Source organism: Stenotrophomonas sp. 2YAF22, from assembly GCF_052114665.1.
Lineage (GTDB): Bacteria > Pseudomonadota > Gammaproteobacteria > Xanthomonadales > Xanthomonadaceae > Stenotrophomonas > Stenotrophomonas indicatrix.
On sequence record NZ_JBFRFE010000404.1, the window covers coordinates 1 to 4,005 of the forward strand.

The 4,005-nt window shown below is 61.1% G+C and carries 4 protein-coding genes and 1 pseudogene; 3 read left to right on the top strand and 2 right to left on the bottom strand.

Features of this window, described 5'->3' with window-relative positions; translation table 11 throughout:
* Positions 1 to 582 (top strand): hypothetical protein (locus tag AB4Y84_RS15360; RefSeq protein ID WP_442250385.1); only part of this gene is annotated, 582 nt, incomplete at its 5' end.
* A 261-nt stretch (positions 583 to 843) separates the two neighbouring features.
* Positions 844 to 2,040, top strand: a complete 1,197-nt coding sequence (locus tag AB4Y84_RS15365) for a GAF domain-containing sensor histidine kinase (protein ID WP_442250386.1) — start codon at positions 844 to 846, stop codon at positions 2,038 to 2,040.
* A gap of 39 nt (positions 2,041 to 2,079) precedes the next feature.
* Here the strand turns inward: AB4Y84_RS15365 and AB4Y84_RS15370 are convergent, their stop codons facing one another.
* Positions 2,080 to 2,778 carry a hypothetical protein gene (locus AB4Y84_RS15370; protein ID WP_442244040.1) on the bottom strand — a complete coding sequence of 233 codons (699 nt, stop codon included), beginning with the start codon at positions 2,776 to 2,778 and terminating at the stop codon, positions 2,080 to 2,082.
* A gap of 156 nt (positions 2,779 to 2,934) precedes the next feature.
* Positions 2,935 to 3,204, bottom strand: coding sequence for a hypothetical protein (locus tag AB4Y84_RS15375; RefSeq protein WP_025875897.1), 270 nt, complete (start codon positions 3,202 to 3,204; stop codon positions 2,935 to 2,937).
* Between the two features lie 525 nt (positions 3,205 to 3,729).
* Here AB4Y84_RS15375 and AB4Y84_RS15380 point away from each other — a divergent pair.
* Positions 3,730 to 4,005: pseudogene (locus AB4Y84_RS15380) on the top strand (Ax21 family protein); the annotation flags it as partial.

The following is a 4,005-nucleotide window of genomic DNA, read 5'->3' on the forward strand; positions in this document are numbered from 1 at the left end:
GCTCTTGGGTCCGGGTGCGTGGATTCGCCCACTTCATATCGTGTCGATGGTGCGAAGACCGACTTTTGCATTCCTGGCGATCTAGATGCGACGCCTTCCCGGCGGGGTCATCAGGAACCTGTGGCCGGCGGCCTTACGCTGCATGGCTGTTACTCCACCCATAGCGAGGCTTGTATCGGCCCCGATAACTTGATCTCGGTAGCGGTGGTAGCCAAATCGTACTTTCCCGGGAGAAGGTTTGGCGATCTTCCCCAAGGATCCTATCTGCGTACGAGCGCTATTGAAGGCTGGCAAGAAGCGAAGATGCTGGAGAAGGGATTGCTTGCCGTTCCCGACGGTGGCGACAAGAGCCACATTTTCGTATGGCGCTCGAGCGCACGTGGCGCCACACGCCCCATGGATGACGATGAGCTAATGGCATCCTGCGACACGTTGGGCAGTGTTTCCTGCAGTCGTGTGCTCCATGGGGAAGACTTTGGTGTCACTTATTCCTTCTTCACAGAGAAGGAAATTCCGGGCGACTTCGGTTCATTAGACAAGCAAGTCCTGAATGAGATTGAGCGGATGAGGTGTAGAAAATAGGACCCGGGCGCGGCAGGCGTGCCTGATGCCCGCCTTCCAGTTGGCGCCGACGCCGACGACGGGGCCCATGGCCGTCGAGATCGAAACACTCTTCAACCTTTGGAAGTAGATCCATATCTGCTTCTGCCAAGTGCCGCCTTGGGTCGAAGGCGAGCTGTAAGCACTGCTGGCCGATCTGCCCAGCCCGAAGTGCCCGCTTCCCTCGCATCAACCTAAACAGCGGTTCCATGGGATGATGCGCTGCCCACCGGACGAGCGACCATGCAGAAGCTGACGGACCCCCATCTGCTGGACGACATCGCCGAGATTGGTCGAATCCAGGCCGTGCCGCGAATCCTGGAGACCGTCGCCCACATCACGGGCTCCCGATTCACGGCCATTGCCCGCGTGACCCAGACCACCTGGACCGCCTGCGCCACGTTCGACACCCTGGGGTTTGGGCTTGTTCCCGGTGGCCAACTGGTGCTCGAGACAACCATCTGCGATGAGATCAGGCAGTCGGCGACGTCGGTGGTATTTGCGCATGCGAGCAAGCACCCGGTTTACGCCACGCATCACACGCCGCGGATCTACGGGCTTGAGAGTTATGCGTCCGTTCCCATCCATCGGCCGGACGGAAGCTTCTTCGGCACACTCYGCGCGATTGATTCGGCACCGGCCAGCTTCGACGTGGCCCACGTGCAGAGATCGATGGAGCTGCTGGCCGATCTGGTAGGAAGCTACCTCGACAAGGAAGATCGCCTTGTGCGAGCGGAAACGGCGCTCTCCGACGCGCATCGTGTCGCCGACCTGCGCGACCAGTTCATTGCCGTGCTGGGTCATGACCTGCGCAGTCCGCTGCAGGCCATCAGCATCGCCGCAGATTCGCTGGCATGTGAGGCGGGCACTGAGCGCCAGCAACGGATGCTCGCGCACATCACCTCCGGCGTTGCCAGAATGGACGGACTGATCAACGACGTGCTTGATTTCGCCAGGGGACGTCTGGGCGGCGGCATTCCCATCGCGCTGCAGCTGACAAGCACGCTGGAAGAAGACCTGAAACGGGTTGTGGAAGAGGTGGCAATCGCCACTGGCCGCCAGGACATCAAGGTCCACATAAAGATAGACGACGACGTGGTCTGCGACCCGAGCAGATTGGCACAGCTCCTGGCCAACCTGCTCACCAATGCAGCGGTACACGGAGAGCGCTCGTCCCCGATTACGCTGACCGTTCACTCCGAGCCGGAAATGCTCACGCTCGACGTACACAACGAGGGACACATTCCATCAGCGAGGTTGGACGCGATTTTCAGCCCATTCTCACGTGAAAAGAGTGAGCGTCCGCGGCCGGGTCTCGGCCTCGGCATCTACATTGCGTCGGAGATCGCGCGGTCCCATGGCGGCACGTTGGAGGTGGAGTCCAGTGCGGCCGCCGGCACCTTGTTCACGTTCAAGATGCCCAGGCTGGAGCTTCCGTAACGGTCTGCCGCGACCACGTCCGCAGCCTTCAACCGGGTTTCATTTGCGGGCGTGTCGCTCGTCTTTTTCATCCACGTCCTTCGCAGCCGCGCGACTCTGCGCGAACTCCGGGAACGTTTCTTCGATCGAGTCCTTGTCCGGCAGCACGTAGAACACGCCGCCTTTCTCGAACGTGGGATGCACGATCTGCTCGTAGAACCCGGGCGAGACATTGATGCAGCCGTGGGTGACACGGTTGTCGTCCGGTGTGGCCGATGCCAGTCGTTCGCTGCGCTTCTCTTTCGGGGTGCCCGGGGGAAGCGGGTGCATCGACACGGCGGAATCGTAGTCCACCCACAGCACGCGTCCGGCGTCCTCGGACGGGCCATAGGCGCCAATGAAACGACCAGCCGGGGTGGTGCGGTCGTGGCCGGGAATCGCGCTCAATGCGAGCTTGGCGACGCCGGGTGCCGAGTGATCGCCGATGGCCGAACCAAACAGCGCTGGCGCTGCGCCGCGCAGCTTGCCGTCACCGCCGAAGACCAGGACCTGCGCAGCCGCCTTGTCCATGATCGCGAACGGATAGCCCTGGTTGTCCTTGCTGGCCACGACCCAGCCGGCCAGTTCAATCACCGTATCGGACACTTCCTGGCCCTGCGGAAGTTCATCAGCTGCGGTCGCCGTTTCCGCGGGTGCGTCCTTGGCTTCCTTGGCGTTCCTGGCGCTGGCTGCGCCGGTTCCTGCCAGTGCCAGCGCGATGGCCAGCGTGGCCGATACGGCCCGGCGTGCAGGGAGTGAGTACGTACGAATGGGACGGCTCCTTCGGATGACGACCGAGAGGCTGAAAGACACCAGTGGCCGGTGAAGGCCACTGGTGTCTGGTTCAAGCGTTCATCAAAGTGGGTGGGAGAGCGGTTACCCGCGCGGCTTGCGGCCGGGGACCCTTTCGAGCTGCTGCACGCGGCCTTCGATCTGATCCAGACGCTGGTTGGCCTGCTGTGCAGACTGGTTGGCGGATTCGGCGCTCTGCGCCGCGCCCTGCACCTTCACGTCGAGCTGGTCGAGACGCGAGTTGATCGTTGCAAATTCGTCTTTGTAGGTGGCGCAAGCACCGAGGCTTACGGTAGCAACGATGGCTACGGTGACGGCACGTGCCGCGTTGATTTGCTGCTTGGTCAGGAACATTCCACTCCCTCCTTCGTCTGGGGAGACTGGAATATAGCGGCGTTTGTTCCCGCCGCTGCGAAGTGCTTTCAGCTGCAGTTGGAAGACGTGGATGGCCTGTGAAGGTCGCGCAATCAGCAATCCTTAACAAGCGGGAACAAGCGAGCTCTGCTGCATCGGTTGATGTCCTTGTGCCACTTCAATCTCTCCAATTCATCAGCCTGAAGCCGACTCATGTCGTTCCTCTCAATGGCTGCAGATGAGCGTGGCGCACAACATCGACGCGCGCACCGCGCTCCCGTGCGTGCAGTCCTCCCGTGCGATCAATGACCGAAGCGGCTCGGCAGGTCGGCGTGCATCCAGCGAGCTACTACACGGCGCATCGAGAGTTCCCTGAACAGGAACCTCATTCATGTACCGGTCAGTTCAATATTCAGGGCCGATTTCATCAACAAACGGATAATTCACACCTGTCGAACGCCTCTCCTCCCTCCCCTCCCGAGGGGCGTTCGACGAAACCAAAATAATGAAAGGTGTATCCCGATGATCAAGAATTCGCTGCTTGCCCTGGGTCTGTTGGCCGCGCTGCCGTTCGCCGCATCGGCTGCCGATGGCCTGTCGTACAACTACGTTGAAGGCGGCTACGTGAACACCGATGCCAAGGGCGGCGACGCTGATGGCTGGGGCGTGAAGGGCTCGGTTGCCGTGCACCCGAACTTCCACATCTTCGGTGATTACAGCAAGCAGGAAACCGACACCTTCAAGAATGATGTCGACCAGTGGCGCATCGGTGCCGGCTACAACTACGGCATCGCACCGAAC